Source organism: Winogradskyella psychrotolerans (genome assembly GCF_018860565.1).
Lineage (GTDB): Bacteria > Bacteroidota > Bacteroidia > Flavobacteriales > Flavobacteriaceae > Winogradskyella > Winogradskyella damuponensis.
In genome coordinates, this window is sequence record NZ_JAHKPS010000022.1 from 175195 (window position 1) to 192144 (window position 16950).

Sequence of the window (16950 nt, forward strand, 5' to 3'; positions counted from 1 at the left end):
TAACTTGAGCTAACCATAGCACTGGCTGTTAGCATCGTTGGTTCGGTAACCGTTACAGAAGTATTCGCTGTACATCCATTGGCATCTGTGACAACTACATTATATGTACCTGAAAAAAGTCCCGCCATATCTTCTGTTGTTGCTGAATTACTCCAAATATAATTATAAGGTGCTATTCCTCCGCTTACCGTTAAATCTATTGATCCATCAGAACCTCCATTACATAATACATTAGATTGTACTATTGCACTTAGTGTAATGTTACAATTAATCACAATATCATGATTTGCACCTAATGAACCAGGCGTACCTGTTACAGGTAATGAAAGAACAGCATCATTATTTTCTATATCTTTTATAGAAGCACCATTTAAATTTAAAGCAAAATTTGAAGCGTAGTCTAAATCTGTAGTACTATCACCATTCTGAACATTATATCTAAATGTTAATTGATTAGTTCCTGTACCAGAAATATAACTAGCACTTTGGTCAATAATTCCTGTTTCTAATAATAATTCTGGTAAACCACCCGATGTATTTACATTAACTACTTCATTAAAAGTTACTATTACATCTACAACATCTCCTAAAGTATATGTACCATCAGTATTAGTACTGGTAACATTAGTTATTACTGGATCTGAATTTGTTTCCATTAGATAAACAATATCTGAAAAATCAAAAGAACCAACATAACCTGGAATATCGTAATAAAAAATTCCATCAGTAGTTGAAGCTGGATTATGATGAGTAGTACCTACACCACCAATATCTGTCTCAATCAAAAAAGTATAGGTTTGACCTTCAATAAGAGGAATACTATTTGAGGTCAAATCATTAGAAATAAAATCAGAAAAATTATACCAATCTCCCGTTCCATTAACCTGAAGTCCTGTTAATGTACTTCCAACTTGTGGTCCATTTAATCCCTCTCCTTTAAGTACTCTTATAGAATAATTAATAGTATTAGGATTGAACCATTTAATATCTAAATTAGTTAGTCTTCCTGAACAATTAGCAACAAAAGATTGTCCCGCAATTCCTTCATTTGAAAGGTATTCTGGTATTACATCATTTTCATTATTACATTGGGTAAATGCAATATTGTAACATAATAATAAATAAATAAATAGGTAAATGTGTTTCATAAAATAATAAGATTTAAGGTTTAATAACTCAAACAAAAACACATATTATTTTACATAATTCAAAAAAAATGTTCTGAAATACTATTTTTTTGTTCTGAAATAATAGAAAGCTGTATATTACTATTAGTTAATACTGTAAAAAAAAACCTTGAGACATGGTCTCAAGGTTTTTTAAGTATATTATTAATAGCGTGATTTTACTATTTTATTAATTTTCTTGTAAAACTACCTTTATCCGTTATAATTCTTACCAAGTACATACCAGATACTAAATGACTTGTTGCAATATGAGTACTTGTAGATTTTAAAATTAATTTTCCTGAAATATTGTATATACTTACGTCGTTTAGAACATCAGTATTATTAAGTTTAATTTGTAATTGATCTTTTATTGGATTTGGTCCAACAAATACTTTAGTAGCATCAAATTCTATATCACTTAATGGAGCACTACAGTTTTCTCTATAACTACAAATTGCATCTTTTTGCCAATTAACATAAATACCAGAAACTGAAGTTGCATCTGCTTCATTTGCTACAGTAATACAATCTAAATTTGGAGTATTTAAGGCATTTAAAATATTTAAATTTGTATTTAAACTTACATTTAAATCACTAATTAAAGTGTTATTAACAAATAAGTCAGTTAATGCTATATTATTACTTACGTTTACATTAGTTACCGAAGTAAAAGAAACATCTAAAACAGTTAGTTCTACAAAATCTTCAATACCTGTTAAATCAGCTACACCAGTATTATTTAAATCTACTGAATTTACATGCTTTATATTAGCTGTAGGTACATAATTATCTATTGGTGCTACGTCATAACCTTGATCAATTAAATACTGTTCAAAAACATTATCTGGTACATAAGTAAGACTACAGCTTTCACTATAATTACAAGCTTCATCTTTTTCCCATTGTAAATAAATTCCTGTACCTGCATTTGCTGCTGCTTCATCTGCTACAGTAATACAATATAAGTTATCAGTGCTTGTAGTTTTTAAAGTTGTTAAAACACTATTATTACTAACATCTAAACTACTTATTAATGTATTGTAAATAGATAAATAAGTTAAAGACGTATTATGACTTAAATCTAAACTAATTATTGGAGTATCAGAAACACCTAAAACCTCTAAAGACGTATTATTACTTACATCTAAACTATTAATTTCTGTATTAGTAATAAACAAAGTAGTTAATGCTGTATTTGCACTTACATCTAAACTATTTAAAAGTGTATTATCTGCATATAAATTAATTAATGCAGAATTATTACTAACATCTAAATTACTTATTGAAGTATCATAGATATTTAAAGTAGTTAATGCTGTATTTGCACTTACATCTATATTAAGTACTAAAGTACTAGAAATGTTTAAATTAGTTAACGCTGCAAAATCTTCTATACCTGTTAAGTCTGTAACGTTTTTATCATATAAGTTTACTGTATCTATGTTAGCAATATTAGCTGTTAAAACATAATTATCTAATACGGTATCATAACCTTCATCGATTAAATATTGTTCAAAAACATCATCTGGAAGATATGTTTGTTGAGCATTAGAAAAGTTAAAAAATAATACGCTAAATAAAAACGATAAATAAAATAATTTTAGTTTCATAATTGTAGGTTTTATAAATTAATAAATTTGGAATTTGGTACAATGATATATCAAGTTTTTCTATTTTGTATCAAATTAGTTTTTCATCGATTTTTTAAGCAAAAAAAAACATCAAATCGATAATTTTTGTATTTTATAGCTAGTAAACTACTAGCGTATAGTATGTTAAAGAGATTTAAAATTTTAAAGAATAATTAAATTTTTATTGGATTTTTACTAATTATCTTCTAGAAATTCCTTTTTTAGCAATACTATTTAGTAGCTATAAATCTTACTTTTTATAGCTTGTAGAAATAATGGTATTTGAAGTTATTAGAACTCATTTTCACGAAACATATAAAGTGATTAATTCTGTTAAATTTTAAAGAATAATTTAATTACTAGCATCTAAATTACTTGGATCTATTAATAATGCTACTCATTATATAAGTATATAAAGTTCTATTCTAAACTTAATCTATTAAATACCACTTAAAAACATTATCTAGTATTTAGGTTTGTTAATAGTTATGATAACATATCTTATAACTTGTTAATAAGTGTTCACAAGTCTTTAAAACTAAAATTAGGTTTATTCATTAATTTTTTCAAACAAAAATAGAGATGAGATAACCAAATAAGTTAGTTGTTTTTTTCGCCGAAGTTATTAAACATCATTTGTAGTGAAATGAACAAGATTTTAAAATAAATATATCAGTCATTTCTATTAACATTCGTTATTAACAGTTGTTAATAGCTTTTTAATTTAGCTTAAAAATGAAGCGTTTAGATGTAAACTTAGTGTTAACTAAAATGTTGTAAAATGTAAATTACGATTAATCAAAATAAAACTTCAAAAAGTTATACTAGCTATTAACAGACTATAATAACCATTATTTTATTTTTTAAATTTTAAAAAAAAAATGATAATATGTATATATATGTTGATAACATCGTTTTTTAGCAATAATGACTAATTATTAGAATTAAACATCTAATAGATTTATACTTCTTAGATTTTCTTGTTTTGAAAAATAAATTTCAAACGTTTAAATTATCGCTATTTAAAAGTGTTTACTAAATACGTTAAAAATAAACTTCTGGTTTATATGCAGTAGAAATAGAAACTACCTAAAGAAAAAGGCGATAAAAAGTTGATTATAGACTAGTTTTAATACTATGCTTTTAAAACAAAACTCTGTGAAATTTACAGTGCTTTTCCATTAATTTAACGTTCTATAAACATCATTAAAAAATTAAAACGTAACTTTGTAGCAAACTTAATAACCTCTCTTCGCCTTAATTAAGTTTTAAATTAGAATTCCTATCACTTATAGGAAATGAATATGATTACAAATTAAATGACAAAAAAGAAACACAGGAAATCTTCACATAATAAGATTTCCAACCTTACAAATACAATTCTTAGTATTTTAAAAAAAGAAAGAAACTCAACTTTTAACTATAAACAAATTGCAGCTAAACTAGGCGTTAATGATGCTAGTAGTCGCAACCAAATTATAAAGAAACTTCAACAACTTAAAGCAAAACAAGAGATTGAAGAAGTAGAACGTGGCAAATTTAAAGCCATAGTAAATACAGAATATCATACAGGTATTTTAGATTTAGCAGCTAAAGGAAACGGTTATATTATTTGCGATGATTTTGAAGAAGATATCTTTATTGCTTCAAACAATATTAACAAAGCTTTAAATGGAGATGAAGTAGAATTTTACGCCTACAAAAGAAAGCATAGAGGAAAACAAGAAGGAGAAATTACCAATATTATAAAGCGTGCAAAAACAGAATATGTTGGTACCATTCAAATTCATGATAAAAAGAATTTTGCCTTTGTTGTAGCAGATAGCAATAAAATGTACACCGATATTTTTGTACCTATTAATAAAATAAATAAAGCCGAAGATGGTGATAAAGTCTTAGTATCATTAGAAGATTGGCCAGAAAAAGCAGATTCACCAAACGGTAAAGTAATTGAAGTACTTGGTAAACCAGGTGAACATGGTACTGAGATTAATTCTATTATGGCAGAATATGGTTTACCATTAGAATTCCCTCATGAAGTGGAAGCTTACGCTAACAATATTGATTTAGAAATTAAACCAGAAGAAATTGCCAAACGTCGAGACATGCGTAAAGATTTAACCTTTACCATAGATCCTAAGGACGCTAAAGATTTTGATGATGCCTTATCCTTTAAAGTTTTAGATAATGGCTTATATGAGATAGGAATACATATTGCAGACGTTTCACACTATTTACAACCAGGAACGGTTTTAGATGATGAAGCTTACGAGCGTGCAACCTCTATTTATTTAGTAGATCGCGTAGTGCCTATGTTGCCAGAAGTTTTATCTAATGGCGCTTGTTCATTACGTCCACATGAAGAAAAATATACCTTTTCTGCAGTGTTTCAAATGAATGATAAATGCGAAATTAAAAACGAATGGTTTGGTAGAACCGTAACTTACTCTGATGCACGTTTTGCATACGAAGAGGCACAAGCTATTATTGAAAATAATGCAACAATTAATGAAGTTGATGTATTAAAACACAAAGAAAAAATTGATACAACTATTCCGGCAGAAGTATCGTTAACTGGAGAAGAATACCAAACTTCTGTAGAAGTAGCTCAAGCTACAATTAAAATGAATCAACTGGCACGTAAAATGCGAAATGCACGTATGCGAGATGGTGCTATTTCTTTTGATAAGGTCGAAGTAAAATTCGATTTAGATGAAGAAGCAAATCCAGTAGGAGTATTTTTTAAGACCAGTAAGGATGCTAATAAAATGATTGAAGAGTTCATGTTATTAGCGAACAGAAAGGTGTCAGAATTTGTTGGAAAACAAAAGAAAACCTTTGTGTATCGTGTGCATGATGAGCCAGATGAATCAAAATTAGCTCAGCTTCAAACAGTTGTAGCACGTTTTGGACATAAATTAAATTTTAAAGATAAAGGAAGTATTGCATCATCTTTAAATAACTTACTAAAAGATGTTGTTGGTAAAAAAGAACAAAATTTAGTCGATACACTTACTATAAGAACCATGTCTAAAGCCGAATATACCACACATAACATTGGTCATTACGGTTTGGCATTCGATTATTACAGTCATTTTACATCGCCAATTCGTCGTTATCCAGATGTCATGGCACATCGTTTATTACAACAGTATTTGGATGGCGAAAAATCTGCTAACGAAGAAATTTACGAAGAACGTTGTAAACATTCTAGTAATATGGAATATTTAGCTACAAAAGCAGAACGCGATTCTATAAAATACATGCAAATTCGTTTTATGCAAGATCATGAAAACGAAGAGTTTTTAGGTGTAATTTCTGGGGTAACAGATTGGGGAATTTATATTGAAATTATTTCTAATAAATGTGAAGGTATGGTGAGTGTAAGAGATATGAAAGATGATCACTACCAATTTGACCAAGACCAATATGCTATGATTGGTAATAAATCAAAAACCATGTATCAACTCGGAGATGAAGTAATTGTAAAAGTTAAAAATGCAGATTTAACTAAAAAGCATCTCGATTTTTATATGGTTGGAAAACCTGAAACTAGTGAAGAATAAGGTTATTTCAAGGTATGAAGCAATCTGTAACATTTTTACTAAAAGCAATACTTATAATAAAAACTTTATACTATGATTCTTACAACCACTAATTCCATAGAAAACCATAACATTATAGATTATTTAGGTATAGTTACTGGTATTTCTTTTAATTCTACACATTCCTATAAAGGAAAAAATATGTCTTTTAAGGATATGTTTAGTTCCCAAAAATACTATGAAGCCTATGCTAAAGGATTAGAACATGTTAAGGAAGAAGCATTTCAAAAACTTCAAGATAATGCTAAAGCTTTAGGTGCTAATGCTGTTGTAGGTGTTCAAATTGATATTGAAACACTCGCAACTACAAATACATTAATTGTTTCAATTACAGGAACAGCAGTAAAAGTTGCCATATAATGAAAACATCTACAAAAGCAGGTCTATACGTTTTTTTAATATTTGCCGTTATTTATGTTATTGTAAGATTTAGCATTCAAGCAATTTTTCCAGATATTAATCAAATGGTTTTAGCAGTGGCATCTGCTGTGATTACTGTAATATTAACACCTCAAAGACGGGTGATAAAAAAGCAATCTGGAGACCAGATTCAACTCAAATGGTTATTTAGTAAAAAGATCATTGTCTTAAAATAAAATTAAATATGAAATACATCATCTTATCCATAGCATTGGTATTAACCATGCATAGTAATGCCCAAGAATCTATAGAAAAACAAATAGGAGAATTTTCAACCGTTAAAGTATTTGATTTAATTCATCTTAAAATGATTGAATCTGATGAAAATAAAGTGGTGATTTCTGGTAAAAATAGAAAAGATGTTGAGATTATTAACAATAATGGTAAACTTAAGATAAGAATGAATCTAAGAGAAAGTTACGACGGTAATGATACCGTTGTATTACTTTATTTTACTGAAGTAGATGAAATTGATGCTAATGAAGGTGCAAAAGTCACTGTAAAAGCACCAATTAAGCAATACGAACTCGATTTAAGAGTACAAGAAGGAGCAGAGATTACAGCCGAATTAAAAACTACATATACCAATTTAAGAGCGGTTACAGGTGGAGTTATTAATGTTTCTGGATATTCAAAACATCAAGATATTTCAATTTATACTGGTGGAGTGTTTAATGGCGAAGATTTAATTACCGAAAATACAGAAGTCAGTATTAATGCTGCTGGTGAAGCTTATGTGCATGCTACAGAATTTGTAAATGCTAGAATTAAAGCAGGTGGAAATATATATATTTATGGTAAACCCAAACAAGTTGATGAAAGCACTATACTTGGAGGTCGAATAAAACGTATGTAATATCAGTTGAGTTTCTTACATTTGTGTAAACCGTAAGTTTTACATGTTAGACGATATCTTAACAGCCATTCCCTTCGGAATAATCTTAGCCTTTACCATTGGTCCTGTGTTTTTTGTTTTATTAGAAACCAGTGTTACTAAGGGGTTTAGAAGCGCTATTGTATTTGATCTTGGTGTTATTTTTGCAGATATTGTTTTTATCCTCGTTATTTTTAAAAGTACAGATACCCTTTTAGATAAAATAAAAGACGATCCAAAATTATTGGTTTTTGGAGGAACTTTATTAGTTATTTACGGACTCATTAGTTTTGTAAAAACTTCAAAATCATTCCGATCTATAGTTAGAGAACATCACAAAATTGTACTTCCCAAGAAAGATTATGGTAAGCTCTTTATTAAAGGTTTTCTGCTCAATTTTATTAATATTGGTGTACTGTTAGGTTGGTTAGGTTTTATTGTTATTGGGACATCTATTACAACTTCAGATAATGGAGTTACCATATTTATTGTAACTATGTTAGTGTCTTATTTTTTAGCAGATCTTTTTAAGATTGCAGCTGCAAAACGTTTAAAAAGTAAATTAACACCTAGACGTATTTTTAAGACTAAAAAAATTGTATCTCTAATTATTTTAATTTTTGGTATTATACTTCTAAGTCAAGGCTTATTTCCAGAGCTTTATGAAAAAAGTATGGAACAAATTGAAAAGGTTAATCCTATAGATTAAGCATTTCTATAAATTTTATTGAGGTATAAAATAAGTACTAAAGTTATTTTATAATATTATTAGTAAATTCAACACCATTGTATTTATATTTAAAATAAGTTATAGAATGACATATAGACTACTGCTGGTATTTTTCTTACTTTCCTTTTTTAGTATTAGCGCTCAAACTACTAATAGTACTAGTGAATTAAAAGAATTAGCCTTTTCAGAACTCATTAGTGAATTAACCAACGGTAAAGATTCTATATTTTCTCTTAAAAATGCCATCGTTAAATTTGATAAAGCAAAGAGTGAAAGGTATAGTCTTATTGAATATAGATTTGGAGACAAAAAATATCCAACAGATACCATTCATATTCATAAAACTATCAATTTTGATAATGTTCATTTTGATAAAAATCAAACTGTTTATAATTACGCTTTTATTAATTTTCACTTTTATAAACCTATAAGTTTCAAATCTTGTAACCATTAATCTAAAATTTCTTAAAGTTTGAAAATAAAAAAGCCTCAATGTAAATAGAATATTTTTTGAGATTACTAAAGCGTTAGGATTCGAGCCGTGTAACTATTAATCTAAATTTTCTTAAAATTTGAAAGATAAAAAAGCCTTAACAAAAATAGAAAGCTTTTTGAGGTCATTAAAACGTTAGGATTCGAACCGCATATCTATTAATCTAAATTTTCTTAAAATTTAAAAAATAAAAAAAGCCTCTAAGATAACTTAGAAGCTTTTTGAGGTGTCGAGCGGATTCGAACCGCTGTAGATGGTGTTGCAGACCACTGCCTAGCCACTCGGCCACGACACCCTTTTTTCCTTTGAAAAAGGAATCTCGTCAATTTAAATTTGATTTAACGAGAGCGCAAATATAAAAATTATATATGTTTTAGCCTAAATAGGTTTGCTTTTTTCGCTTTTGACTCATTTTTATGGTAACCATCTCAACGTCACCACCTATCGGAGGATTTATTTTACTAACGGCAATTGTAGCTTTGGTAATTAATGCTTCTTCATTAAAAACACGATTCAAAATACGCTTGGCAACCGTTTCTAAAAGCTTAGATGGTTTAGCCATTTCTTCCCTCACAATTTTATTCAGTAATACATAATCTACAGTATCATTCAATTCATCAGATGCTGCGGAGGTTTGTAAATTAGCCTTTACTTCAATATCTACTCTGTAATCACTACCAATAGCGGTTTCTTCTTTTAAACAGCCATGATTAGCAAATACTCTTATATTTTCAACTTTTATAATTCCCATAAAGCAAAAATAATATAAAAGATAATAGAGCGAAGCAGTCTTTACGCTTTTCTAATTCGTAAACAAATCAAAAATGTTACTCAATGCACCAGTTTTAGCTTTATAGAATTCAGTATACGTGCACTTTTTACAAGTAACAGATGTAAATTTTTTGTTTTGAATATCAAAGATTTTAGAAAACATACCACCAGTAGCTCTCATCTGATCAACTGTACAAGTGTTATTATTGCATTTTGGACATTTATAATTCATTTTAATATTCAATTATTGATTCATAGTATCAGTCTAAAAAAGTAAATAAATGTTACAATTTGTTTAATTTTACCACCTGGAATAATGATGTTGAGAATTGTAGCTGTATAAGGATTTTACCTAACAGCTAATACCTAACAGCTAACACCTAAAATAATGTCAGAAGAAACAAAGTCACTCAATTTTATTGAGCATATTATAGAAGAAGATTTAGCCAACGGTTTGTCAAAAGATAAATTGCGCTTTCGTTTTCCACCAGAGCCAAATGGGTATTTACACATTGGTCATACCAAAGCTATTGGTATTAGTTTTGGGTTAGGAGAGAAGTACAACGCACCTGTAAATTTAAGGTTCGATGATACCAATCCTGCCAAAGAAGAACAAGAATATGTAGATGCTATTAAAAAGGATGTCGCTTGGTTAGGTTATCAATGGGAAAATGAATTGTATTCTTCAGATTATTTTCAACAATTATACGATTGGGCTGTACAATTAATTAAAGATGGAAAGGCCTATGTAGATAGCCAGTCGTCTGAAGCTATGGCAGAACAAAAAGGGACACCAACACAACCTGGTGTAGATGGTCCATACAGAAATCGTTCTGTTGAAGAAAATTTAGACCTTTTTGAACGCATGAAAAATGGTGAGTTTGAAGAAGGTGCACATATCCTACGTGCAAAAATAGACATGCAACATCCTAACATGTTAATGCGTGATCCTATTATGTATCGTGTTTTAAAGAAACATCATCACCGTACAGGTAATGATTGGTGTATTTATCCTATGTACGATTGGACACATGGAGAAAGCGATTATATAGAGCAAGTATCTCACAGTTTGTGTTCTTTAGAATTTAAGCCACATAGAGAACTTTATAACTGGTTTAAAGAGCATATCTATAACTATGCTTCAGATATGCTTCCAATGTTACCTAAACAACGCGAATTTGCACGTCTTAATCTTAGTTATACTATAATGAGTAAGCGTAAATTACTTAAATTAGTAGAAGAAGGTATTGTGTCTGGTTGGGATGATCCGCGAATGCCTACGATTTCAGGTTTACGTCGCAGAGGTTATACACCAAATTCTATTAGAAAATTTATAGAAAAAGTTGGTGTAGCTAAACGCGAAAATGTCATTGATGTCTCGCTTTTAGAATTCTGTATTCGCGAAGATTTAAATAAAACAGCCAATCGTGTAATGGCGGTTTTAGATCCTATAAAAGTAGTGATCACTAATTATCCTGAAGATAAAGAGGAATGGTTAGAAGCTGAAAATAATCAAGAAGATGATTCAGCAGGCTATAGAAAAGTACCATTTTCTAGAGAAGTTTATATAGAACGAGACGATTTTAAAGAAGAAGCCGGAAACAAGTATTTTAGGTTAAAACTTGGAGGAGAAGTCCGATTAAAAAATGCTTATATCATTAAAGCGAATGATGTGGTAAAAGATCAAAATGGAGCTATTCTTGAAGTGCATTGTACCTATGATGAAGATACATCTAAAAAGGTTAAAGGAACCTTACATTGGGTGTCTATAAAGCATGCTATTATAGCCGAAATTAGAGAGTATGATCGTTTGTTTAGTCATGAATCTCCTGATAGTGATAAAGACAAAGATTTTATGGAATTTATAAATCCGAAATCTTTAACCATTAAAACAGGTTATTTAGAACCAAGTTTAGCAACAGTTGAAGTAGGAGAACAGTTTCAGTTTCAGCGTTTAGGTTATTTTAATGTGGATGATGATTCTACACCTGAAAAATTGGTATTCAATAAAACTGTAGGATTAAGAGATAGTTGGGCAAAGCAAAAACCAAAACCTCAGAATAATCAAAATCAGAATAAAGCAAAACCGCAACAACAAAAACGTTCAGCAATTAGTGTTATTCAACAGTTTGGAAAAAAATATACCAATTTATCTGAAGAAAAGCAGTTAAAAGTTAAATCTGAAATACAAGAGCTAGCTAAAGATGTTTCTTACGATGATTTAGAGCCTTTATTTGGCACTGCAGTAAAAAAAGCAGGTACTCGTATAGCAGTTTTAATTGCGTTAAAAGAGTTGCTTAAAAATGGCTTAGAGCGAAATGATGCAATTAACGAGTTTATTGAGAAGGCTAAAGCGGATAAAAATGAGGTGTTAGTTGCTGAAGCTTCTGAAATTTAACAATTTTTTGAGAGATATTTTGTCTTAATGTTCATAAATTTAGGGATATACCATATAATTATGAATATATCACAAAAATTACTTACAGAACTTTCAACAGTTACAAGAGACATTGAAGACAATTATCCTGAACTTCAAAAACATTTAGATGAAACTAGAAGTACATTGCCTCAAGGGGCTAATGGTACAGCAAGTATCAATGAAGAAGATTTGAAAAATTATTTAAATGAATTAAAAGAAATTCGAGATAAATATAAAGAAGAAGGGCATTAGCACTTTATATTATTTTAACTTAATTAGAAACCTCATAAGTCAAACTTATGAGGTTTTTTGTACATTTAAATTCTAACTAACACACTAAAATTCATGGAATTACCAATTAACCCAATCGCTATTCCAATTGCAGCAGTAGCTGCTTTATTTGTAGGTGCTTTATGGTATAACCCAAAATTTGGATTCGGAATCGCTTGGATGCGAGAATCTGGAATGACAGAAGAGCGTATAAAAAGTGGAAATATTGCAATTATTTTTGGCTTAACACTAGTTTTTGCTACTATGTTGAGTTTTTTATTAATGCAATTTACTAATCATCAATGGGGAGCTTTAAGTATGGTAGGAGCAGAGCCAGAATTAGCAAAACCATCTTTTGAAGCGTTTATGGCCGATTATGGAGACACATTTAGAACGTTTAAGCATGGTGCATTACATGGAGCTATGTTTGGAATACTAGGTGCACTTCCAATTATAGGAACTATCGCTTTATTTGAGCGTAAAAGCGCAAAATATATTTTTATAAATTCTGGTTACTGGATTGTAACGTTAGCAGTTATGGGAAGTATTATTTGCGGTATGTAATATGTGAATATAAAAAAACCTCTAAATATAATTTTAGAGGTTTTTTTATGCTATAATATTCTATTTAGAGTTTTTCAACTTTTACATCATCTTCTGGGATGTCTAGTGCTGTTTCAAAATTTGGTAATATATTATCTGCTAAAGCCTTATTTTTAAGTTGCTTTGCTTCAATAAACCACCAATGTTTATCAGCATCATTATAAATTCCTAAAAGATAGCTTTTAGAAGAAATACGTTGTTCAGACATTTTCATCTGATTATAACCTTCAACGACACAACGAAATTGATCTTGTTCTTTTACAATTTCAGAAACACTAATGATATCAGCTTTTTCAAACACAAAACCTTGTGCTTTCATACCATCAAAAGTTGTTTTTAAAACTTGTAAAGCAGCATCTTTTCCTCCCATCATATCTAACACAGAAGGAAGTGTATAATTGAGAAGCGTTTCAAAATCCATCTCTAATGTGGCTTTTGAAGTTGTTTTAGCATCCTTTAGAGCATCTGCTTTTGTTTGTGAAAACACATTTACACTTGTTGCTATTACAACCAATAGCATTAATTTTTTTAATTTATTCATTATCATTTTTTTTGTTTAATTTTTTAGCTTTCATAGCTTCACCAATCTGATTACTTGCGGTAAAACTAGCCACCATATCGTTTAGCATCTGACTTCCTGCTTGTGGTGAATTAGGTAATAATATTAAATTACTATTGGTTTCTTGTCCAATAGCTTGTAATGTATCGTAATGTTGGGTAACAACAATTAGTGCAGAAGCTTCTTGTGAGTTAATACCAACTCTATTTAAAACATCTACAGATTCTTCTAATCCTCGAGCAATTTCACGACGCTGGTCTGCAATACCTTGACCTTGTAATCGCTTGCTTTCAGCTTCTGCTTTTGCTTTTTCTACAATTAAAATACGTTGCGCATCACCTTCATATTGTGCAGCAGTTTTTTCTCTATCGGCAGCATTAATACGATTCATTGCTATTTTTACTTGTGGATCAGGATCAATATCGGTAACTAAAGTTCTAATAATGTCAAACCCATAGTCCATCATTGCATCATTTAATTCTGCTTTTACCGCTAATGCAATATCATCTTTTTTAACAAAGACATCATCTAATTTCATTTTTGGTACTTCAGCACGTACCACATCAAAGACATAACTCGTAATCTGTTCATGTGGATAATCGAGTTTATAAAAAGCATCATAAACACTTTCCGTTACAACTTTGTATTGCACAGAAACTTTTAGTTTTACAAATACATCATCCAAAGTTTTAGTCTCAATAATAACATCTAATTGTTGAATCTTTAAACTTAATTTTCCAGCAATTTTATCTACTAACGGAATTTTAAGTTTTAATCCAGAATGTCTAATACTGTGAAATTTACCAAAACGCTCTATAATGGCTGCTGTTTGTTGTTTCACCACAAAAAATGATGAAACTAAAATGATAAGTCCAAAGAATATAATTGGAACGAAAATAAATTGACCCATAGCACGTTTTTTTAAGGTTAAACAATACGAGACTCTAAAAGTAAATTATTTTACTTAGGTTTGCCTCTATCAGCTTTAAAAATAGCATGAAAAACATACAATCTCTCTTATTAGTACTTATTTGTTTAACATTTGTTACAAATAGTTTTGCTCAGCGCAAAAATTATAAAATTCAAAATGGCATTGGTTTACAAGGTGGAATTACCCAATTTGATATTCAAACTGATAATTTTGAAACTAAAAAAAATTCAGGTTATATAGGTGGAATGTCAGCATCTGTAGATATTCCGCATCGATGGTATAATGTGAGCTATAACATTCAATTATCTGAAAATTATGTAGATATTAAAGCGTCAGCATTAGGAAACTTAACTGAAGAATTTGTTGAGTACAAACTATTTGTTGCTAACATTTCGTTTTTATTTCATATAAAACTTATAAGTAATAATTTAACCTTAGATGTTGGTCCTATGTTACAATACAATAGTGAGTTAGAGCTTAAAGATGAAGCTAAAGAAGGATATTTTATTAAAGGCTATAACAATTTATTAACTGAAGATATAAGAGATATTTCAAACTTTAATGTTAATGGAGCTGTTGGTTTATCTTTAGGAGTAAGACGTTTATTGATTAGAGCGCAGTATATGTATGGTTTTACCAATATGTTAGGTAATTTAAACAAGCAAGATCTTGATATTGGAACGAACAAAAAATTTAAAGGTAACCAGTCGCTATTAGCTTTAACAGCTATGATTACCTTTTAAACTTTTTTAAAATGTGTTATAACAAAACGACGTATCGAAGTTGTTTTTAGATGCTTTTTACCAAAGCTTCAATACGCTTAACCGTTTCAGCTTTACCAATCAGATACATAATATCAAAAACATCTGGTCCTTGTAATGCACCAACAAGAGCAAGTCTTAAGGGCATCATTACTTTACCAAAACCTATGTCGTTGTCTGTAATCCAACCTTTAATGTTCGTTTGAAGGTTTTCAACAGTAAAATCTTCAGTGACATTAACAAGCTCAATAACTTTAGTCATAATGTCAGCGGTTCCTTCTTTAAGTGCTTTTTTAGAGGCTTTCTCGTCGTAAGCTGTTGGAGCGGTAAAAAAGAAGTGACTTAAGTCCCAAAAATCACTAACAAACGTTGCTCGTTCTTTTATTAATCCTACAGTCAATGCAATGTAATTCACATCAATGTCAGCTAATTCAGGTTGTCTAGCTTTAAACGTTTTAGCCAAATCTAAATCGAGCTGTTGTTGCATATACTGATGATTAAACCATTTGGTTTTATCTGGATCAAAACGTGCACCAGCTTTATTTACTCTCGCTAAATCAAAATCAGCAACCAATTGCTCTAGACTAAAAATTTCCTGTTCTGTTCCTGGATTCCATCCTAAAAAGGCTAAGAAATTAATCACAGCTTCTGGAAAATAACCATCTTCTTTGTAACCTCTAGAAACCGTTCCGTCTGTTGCTGTATATTCTAATGGAAATACTGGAAAGCCCATCTTATCACCATCTCGTTTGCTTAATTTTCCTTTTCCTGTTGGTTTTAAAATCAATGGCAAATGTGCAAATTCAGGAGCATCCCAACCAAAGGCATTATATAATAATTGATGTAATGCTAATGAAGGTAACCATTCTTCACCACGAATCACATGCGTAATTTCCATTAAATGGTCATCTACAATATTCGCTAGGTGATAAGTTGGCATACCATCACTTTTAAACAACACTTTATCATCTAAAACATTGGTATCAATTTTCATGTTTCCACGAATAATATCTGTAAGCTGTAAGGTTTCATCTTGAGGCGATTTAAAACGAATCACATAATCATCACCAGCTTCAATTTTCGCTTTAGTTTCTGCTTCCGTTAAGACTAAAGAATTTACTAAGCGTCCTTTTTCACGGTTATGCCAGTTGTAGATAAACGTTTTACCTTCGGCTTCATGACCTTTGCGTTCTGCATCTAATTGTTCTGCGGTGTCAAAAGCATAATAAGCGTTTCCGCTTGCGATTAAATCGTCAGCATATTGTTTGTACAAATGCTTGCGTTCACTTTGTCTGTAAGGACCAAATTTTTCGTTTTTTCCTGGACCTTCGTCAAAAGGCATTCCACACCAATCTAAAGATTTAATGATATAATCTTCAGCGCCTTCAACATAACGGTTTTGGTCTGTATCTTCAATTCTAAGAACAAAATCACCACCATATTTTTTGGCAAATAAATAGTTGAATAAAGCGGTTCTTACACCACCAATATGTAATGGTCCTGTTGGACTTGGTGCAAAACGCACACGTACTTTTTTAGACATAATTGTATATTAAAGCGCAAAGATAGTTTGATAGAATTTTAGAACAAAGAAAATAAGCAGTTGTTAAGTTTTACCGTATTTAAGCGTTAATTCTTCTATATTAACAGAATCTTATCACTTTTCAACTAATTTCGATTAAAATAAATTTGTAGTTTAGTCAGTTAAAGATAG

General features: G+C 30.0%; 17 protein-coding genes and 1 tRNA gene. 10 read left to right on the top strand and 8 right to left on the bottom strand.

Translation table 11 applies throughout. From position 1 onward, the window contains the following. Both KO504_RS09660 and KO504_RS09665 read right to left on the bottom strand, forming a co-directional pair. On the bottom strand, positions 1-1148 hold a 1148-nt coding region (locus KO504_RS09660), incomplete at its 3' end, for a SprB repeat-containing protein (RefSeq protein WP_215926352.1). Between the two features lie 200 nt (positions 1149-1348). Then, positions 1349-2779, bottom strand: a complete 1431-nt coding sequence (locus tag KO504_RS09665; protein ID WP_215926354.1) for a T9SS type A sorting domain-containing protein — start codon at positions 2777-2779, stop codon at positions 1349-1351. Positions 2780-4119: 1340 nt separating this feature from the next. Here KO504_RS09665 and rnr point away from each other — a divergent pair. From rnr to KO504_RS09695, 6 genes are all read left to right on the top strand, one after another. After that, the gene (gene rnr, locus KO504_RS09670; RefSeq protein ID WP_215926356.1) at positions 4120-6366 is read left to right on the top strand and encodes a ribonuclease R; all 2247 of its coding nucleotides are present in this window, start codon (positions 4120-4122) and stop codon (positions 6364-6366) included. A 72-nt stretch (positions 6367-6438) separates the two neighbouring features. Next, positions 6439-6765 carry a YbjQ family protein gene (locus KO504_RS09675; protein WP_215926358.1) on the top strand — a complete coding sequence of 109 codons (327 nt, stop codon included), beginning with the start codon at positions 6439-6441 and terminating at the stop codon, positions 6763-6765. Continuing rightward, a complete protein-coding gene (locus tag KO504_RS09680) occupies positions 6765-7001 on the top strand; it encodes a hypothetical protein (RefSeq protein WP_215926360.1) in 237 nt (78 codons plus the stop codon). The genes KO504_RS09675 and KO504_RS09680 overlap by 1 nt, the downstream gene beginning before the upstream one ends. An 8-nt stretch (positions 7002-7009) precedes the next feature. Further along, positions 7010-7681 (top strand): head GIN domain-containing protein, encoded by a 672-nt coding sequence (locus tag KO504_RS09685; RefSeq protein ID WP_215926362.1) that lies wholly within the window; start codon positions 7010-7012, stop codon positions 7679-7681. A gap of 43 nt (positions 7682-7724) precedes the next feature. Further along, on the top strand, positions 7725-8408 hold the full coding sequence (locus tag KO504_RS09690) for a LysE family translocator (RefSeq protein WP_215926363.1): 684 nt from the start codon (positions 7725-7727) through the stop codon (positions 8406-8408). Positions 8409-8514: 106 nt separating this feature from the next. Continuing rightward, entirely contained in the window at positions 8515-8883 is a 369-nt protein-coding gene (locus KO504_RS09695) for a hypothetical protein (RefSeq protein ID WP_215926364.1), read from the top strand. 263 nt (positions 8884-9146) lie between these two features. On the opposite strand, the gene KO504_RS09700 is transcribed toward KO504_RS09695, so the two are convergent. The 3 genes from KO504_RS09700 to KO504_RS09710 all read right to left on the bottom strand — a co-directional run bounded on the left by KO504_RS09700 (position 9147) and on the right by KO504_RS09710 (position 9925). Beyond that, positions 9147-9217 (bottom strand) — tRNA-Cys (locus tag KO504_RS09700). A gap of 78 nt (positions 9218-9295) precedes the next feature. After that, positions 9296-9673: a dihydroneopterin aldolase gene (gene folB / locus KO504_RS09705; protein WP_215926366.1), complete on the bottom strand. Its 378-nt coding sequence runs from the start codon at positions 9671-9673 to the stop codon at positions 9296-9298. A 51-nt stretch (positions 9674-9724) separates the two neighbouring features. Next, positions 9725-9925 carry a zinc ribbon domain-containing protein gene (locus KO504_RS09710; RefSeq protein ID WP_215926368.1) on the bottom strand — a complete coding sequence of 67 codons (201 nt, stop codon included), beginning with the start codon at positions 9923-9925 and terminating at the stop codon, positions 9725-9727. 156 nt (positions 9926-10081) lie between these two features. Here KO504_RS09710 and KO504_RS09715 point away from each other — a divergent pair, with 156 nt between their 5' ends. From KO504_RS09715 to KO504_RS09725, 3 genes are all read left to right on the top strand, one after another. After that, on the top strand, positions 10082-12091 hold the full coding sequence (locus tag KO504_RS09715; protein WP_215926370.1) for a glutamine--tRNA ligase/YqeY domain fusion protein: 2010 nt from the start codon (positions 10082-10084) through the stop codon (positions 12089-12091). A 60-nt stretch (positions 12092-12151) separates the two neighbouring features. Continuing rightward, positions 12152-12364, top strand: a complete 213-nt coding sequence (locus KO504_RS09720) for a hypothetical protein (RefSeq protein WP_252723660.1) — start codon at positions 12152-12154, stop codon at positions 12362-12364. A gap of 93 nt (positions 12365-12457) precedes the next feature. Further along, complete coding sequence (locus tag KO504_RS09725; RefSeq protein ID WP_215926372.1) at positions 12458-12946, top strand: DUF1761 domain-containing protein; 489 nt, start codon at positions 12458-12460, stop codon at positions 12944-12946. A gap of 64 nt (positions 12947-13010) precedes the next feature. Here KO504_RS09725 and KO504_RS09730 read toward each other — a convergent pair whose 3' ends face one another. Both KO504_RS09730 and KO504_RS09735 read right to left on the bottom strand, forming a co-directional pair. Then, positions 13011-13526, bottom strand: a complete 516-nt coding sequence (locus tag KO504_RS09730; protein ID WP_215926374.1) for a hypothetical protein — start codon at positions 13524-13526, stop codon at positions 13011-13013. Beyond that, positions 13519-14454, bottom strand: coding sequence for an SPFH domain-containing protein (locus KO504_RS09735; protein ID WP_215926376.1), 936 nt, complete (start codon positions 14452-14454; stop codon positions 13519-13521). The genes KO504_RS09730 and KO504_RS09735 overlap by 8 nt, the downstream gene beginning before the upstream one ends. Before the next feature lie 86 nt (positions 14455-14540). On the opposite strand from KO504_RS09735, the gene KO504_RS09740 reads away from it, so the two are divergent. Further along, entirely contained in the window at positions 14541-15218 is a 678-nt protein-coding gene (locus KO504_RS09740) for a hypothetical protein (protein WP_215926378.1), read from the top strand. 46 nt (positions 15219-15264) lie between these two features. Here the strand turns inward: KO504_RS09740 and gltX are convergent, their stop codons facing one another. Beyond that, complete coding sequence (gltX, locus tag KO504_RS09745; protein ID WP_215926380.1) at positions 15265-16779, bottom strand: glutamate--tRNA ligase; 1515 nt, start codon at positions 16777-16779, stop codon at positions 15265-15267. Positions 16780-16950: the final 171 nt, after the last annotated feature.